Source organism: Arsenophonus sp. ENCA (assembly GCF_002287155.1).
GTDB classification, from domain to species: Bacteria; Pseudomonadota; Gammaproteobacteria; order Enterobacterales; family Enterobacteriaceae; genus Arsenophonus; species Arsenophonus nilaparvatae.
Genome location: NZ_NHNG01000550.1, coordinates 1 through 3,888, shown reverse-complemented (window position 1 = coordinate 3,888; position 3,888 = coordinate 1). Strand labels below are relative to the sequence as shown.

Here is a 3,888-nt window from a genome sequence, read left to right as displayed (position 1 = left end):
ATTTTTCGCGTAGCTGCTGGGTGATTTCCAGCGTTCGCGCCGCCGTCATCCTGTGCTGACGGTTCATCGTCTGCTGCAATCTCACCAGATTGAACGGAAGCGGCGGGGCGGTTTCTTTCTCCTGCACCCCAGCGGCCTTTATATCAGCGTCCTTACCGCGTAAACGTGCGGCGAGTGCATCAGCATAACTTTTGCTGGTCAGACGCTTCTTGTCGTCCTGCGGCGCATTTTCGTTGACCTTCCAGTTGGCGGCGAATGTCTGGCCGTTAATGGCAAAGTCACCGATAAGTTGATAGTAAAAACTCGACGTGTGCGACTGATTGGCGAGGTAGCGGCGCACTATCAGGCCAAGGATCGGCGTTTGAACCCGACCGACGGAGAGTACGCCGCTATAGCCCTTTTTGCGTCCCTCGATGGTATAGGCGCGTGTCATGCTCATACCGTAAATCAAATCGCCCGCAGCGCGGGCCAATGCTTTGCGGTAAATGCCTTTAAACTGGTGATTATCTTTCAGTTGGGACAGTGCTTTTTTAACGGCGGCGTCGGTGTTGTCATTAATCAGCAAACGCTTAACCGGCTTGTTGTTGCCGGTATATTCCAGCAACTCCTCAACCAGCAATTGCCCCTCGTCGTCCGGGTCGCCTGCGTGGACAATTACATCCGCCTTTTTGATGAGGTTAATCACCGTTTGGGTATGCGCTTCCTTTCCGGCAATCGGCTCATAACGCAACGGGTAAAGCTGCAATGGCAAATCCTCCGCTTTCCACTGTGCGTAATCTGGATTATACGCTTCCGGCTCAATCGATTTTAGGAGATGGCCGTAGCACCATGTTACGATGTTATCGGCTGATTCAAGATAGCCGTTTTTTTTCTGGAAATTACCCCCCAGTGCTTTGGCAATATCCTTCGCCACAGAGGGTTTTTCTGCTATATACAAATTCATTTTTTCATCCTCGTATTTTGCCAAATCGTTTCATGATGTCGCTAACAACGGCCGGATCTGCCGTGGGACAACCGCCCAGAAAATCACGTCGTTTAATAAACGTTTTCCATGGGTCAAAGCCATGTCTGCCAAATTTACTCAATGAGAAAAATTGACTCACTGCGCCGCTGCATTCGCTTTGATTATTGCCGTGCAACTTCCCGTACATGCACAGCACAACGGTACAGGGATCGCCTGAGTCCACTTTTTCATCAGCAAGAAGAGGGAAACTGGCAGCAAGCAATAGCCATACTGCTGTGAAGTTTATTTTATTCATAATAGCTTTCCTGTTGGATTGTTTTTCATTACGCTCATTTATTCATTGAGAATGTTCACAAGGTTGAATCAACATGAAATTATGGAGAAACATCTATTTATTGATATCTTCACTGCTCTCTCTGTCTTGTAGCGTATCTCCGCCACAAGGGGTACAGGCAGTAGAAAACTTCTCCCTCGATCGCTATCTAGGGACCTGGTACGAAATTGCCCGACTGGATAATCGCTTTGAGCGTGGACTCGAACACATTACCGCCACTTACATCCGTAATGCCGATGGTAGTGTCAAAGTGATTAATCAAGGGTTTTCGCCCACTCAACAGCAATGGCGAAGAAGCATCGGTAAAGCGAAATTTATTGATTCACCTAACCGAGCAGCGCTTAAAGTTTCATTTTTTTGGCCGTTTTATGGTGGCTATCATGTGATAGCGCTGGATCCAGAATATCGTTATGCACTGGTGGCAGGGCCGAGTCGAAATTATCTATGGCTGCTTTCACGCACGCCCAAGCTCGAGAAAGAGGAAACGGCGTCTTTGCTAAAAATCGCCAGAGCGCTAAATTTTCCAGTAGATAAATTGATATGGGTTAAGCAGGGATAGCACTAATTTATTTTTCATGTAAATCAGTTATTGGCAGCAAATAATTACCTAAAATTTGAAGATTAACGCTATACGAGCCTTTCAATGCTACTATTGGCAAATCGCCCAGCTTTCCGCCATCAGGTTCTGACGTTCGGGGGTATCACACTGCACTCCCCAATCCGTTTCATTCATGGGTTGACTCCCGACCAATACTGCCCAACCCATACCGGGCGGGCCTAAACTCCGGCAATTACCCCCGCCTCCCACCAGTTTTTTACCGGCAGGGCAACGGGCGGTTGCATGAGGCCAACGATAGGCCGTCGTTTCTGCTCTCACTATCTGAAGATTGGCGCTGATGGCACGCCACTGTCCATTCTGACACGACAGCAAAGCACCTTCGGGGGTGCGCCCCACCAATCCATTCGGGCGGCATCCCCAACCGGATTGTGCCGTGCCATCCAGTTGTAAAAATTCGCCGACAGACAGGCGGCCATCGGCTCTGACCGTGCCGCCTTTGAGTTGTCCGCCGGTGTAAATCCCCTTGTTGTTGACTGAGCGTATCCAGTCGTTATCGTTCATGTAGAAGCCGCCGCCGTGGGCTTCATTTAACCAGCCTTTTCCGTGCTGCGTTATCAGCCAGCCGCCTTGCGTTTTGATATTTCCGCCTGCGTTAATTTCTTCCGCATAATGCCCATTTTTCGCATTCACGGTATTGGCGTTATTGAGATTGTGACCCCCCATATCGATAGCGGTGTGCATCCGGTTTAACTCAGGTCTATGTTTCACCTGAAAACGATACAGCCTGTCGCTTTCCTGCAACACGCTACCCAATATTTCTGATGATAACGCAATGGCAATATGCCCGTGGCGGCAATCGAGGCCAAAATCACGCGGCTGGCTTCTCCATCCGCCATAAGCGCCGGTGGCGATATTCTTCTCATCCACAAACCCACCCATGCCGGTGATCTGGGCGGCAATCCGCCGCATTCCTTTCTCGGACAACGTATCACCCTGTACGCTACAGGTGAGTGCCTGTAGCGCGGGCTGGCCTTTGGCGCTGTTTTTCACGACACCGGTGACCTATTGCTGACCTAAGCCGTTTTTCTCGGCGAAGCCCTGTTGCAGATAACCGTTTTTAATCAGTAACGAAGGCGTAATGCGATAGGGTAGGGGCTGATTGAGTAATTCATCACGATGGTCAGTAATATACTGCTTTGCCGCTTCATTAAACTGGCTGGCATGCCGTGCGGCGACAACCCACTCTTGCTCATCCAGATAGTCACTGTATTTTTCTGCGCCAAACAATCCTGCCATTGCTACAATCACCAGTGCGCCTAACACCTCCAGTGAGACAAAACCGCGATGTATCGCCGCCCTGTTTGCGTTTGCATGATTTTTCACGTTAATTTCCATTTGAAATTTAATGAATGAATATTTTTTATCTGCTGATGTTGACTCCGTTCACCAAATTTGCAGATAACTTATCCAGCCTTGATAATAAATATCACGGCAATATTTTTTGGGCGCGTTTCATTGGTGGTTCTCACCACTCTGGAAGCATCAAAGCCAACCTGAAATGTCGCTGTTTCGTGCGTGCCAGAGTCACCCGGGCCAATAAAACCATCATTCCTGAATACTCCACGAGTTTCGCACAGGCATATAAAATTCTAAAAATGGCTTAAAAGCAATGATTAATCTGCAAGTTACTAAAAAACATAAATTTTCTTAAATTACAATAAGTTGTATTTGATTTATAAGGTTTTGACTATTTATATATCATGCTGAATTAAACTTAAAAATAGAGCGTTTTTTTATTGGTGCGAAACTCGTGTGTAATACGGATGCCCGAGATTATTTTATTTTCTTGTTTTTGTTCAGGCGATAAAGGTCTTTTTCGAGTTCCTTTTTTTGGGATTTGTGTATTAGGATGCTGTTTATCTATACCTTGAAAACCGGTATCTGCCCAGATGGTTACCTCAGGAGGAATATGGCGAATTATATCGACTTTATCGAGTAAGCGTTTATCGTGACGGCGCCCATTTTTGCTCA

5 protein-coding genes and 1 pseudogene are annotated in these 3,888 nt (G+C 47.4%); 2 read left to right on the top strand and 4 right to left on the bottom strand.

Annotated elements, in window-relative coordinates:
* Positions 1-943, bottom strand: a 943-nt coding sequence (locus CBG25_RS14245; protein ID WP_290607423.1) for a DNA topoisomerase, incomplete at its 3' end; no start/stop codon positions are given.
* 4 nt (positions 944-947) lie between these two features.
* Complete coding sequence (locus tag CBG25_RS14240) at positions 948-1,259, bottom strand: hypothetical protein (RefSeq protein WP_290607421.1); 312 nt, start codon at positions 1,257-1,259, stop codon at positions 948-950.
* A gap of 73 nt (positions 1,260-1,332) precedes the next feature.
* Between CBG25_RS14240 and CBG25_RS14235 the strand changes: the two genes are divergently transcribed.
* Complete coding sequence (locus CBG25_RS14235; protein ID WP_290607419.1) at positions 1,333-1,857, top strand: lipocalin family protein; 525 nt, start codon at positions 1,333-1,335, stop codon at positions 1,855-1,857.
* A gap of 90 nt (positions 1,858-1,947) precedes the next feature.
* Here the strand turns inward: CBG25_RS14235 and pilV are convergent.
* A pseudogene (pilV, locus tag CBG25_RS14230) lies at positions 1,948-3,153 on the bottom strand (shufflon system plasmid conjugative transfer pilus tip adhesin PilV).
* Between the two features lie 113 nt (positions 3,154-3,266).
* Here pilV and CBG25_RS14225 point away from each other — a divergent pair.
* On the top strand, positions 3,267-3,521 hold the full coding sequence (locus tag CBG25_RS14225; RefSeq protein ID WP_290607417.1) for a hypothetical protein: 255 nt from the start codon (positions 3,267-3,269) through the stop codon (positions 3,519-3,521).
* Between the two features lie 110 nt (positions 3,522-3,631).
* Here CBG25_RS14225 and CBG25_RS14220 read toward each other — a convergent pair.
* The coding region (locus CBG25_RS14220; protein WP_290607415.1) for a transposase family protein at positions 3,632-3,888 on the bottom strand (257 nt) is incomplete at its 5' end.

Excerpts from the sequence above, each read along its gene's own strand:
- CBG25_RS14225 (WP_290607417.1), top strand. The coding sequence starts at position 3,267 with ATGAATATTTTTTATCTGCTGATGTTGACTCCGTTCACCAAATTTGCA.
- CBG25_RS14240 (WP_290607421.1), bottom strand. The coding sequence starts at position 1,259 with ATGAATAAAATAAACTTCACAGCAGTATGGCTATTGCTTGCTGCCAGT.
- CBG25_RS14235 (WP_290607419.1), top strand. The coding sequence starts at position 1,333 with ATGAAATTATGGAGAAACATCTATTTATTGATATCTTCACTGCTCTCT.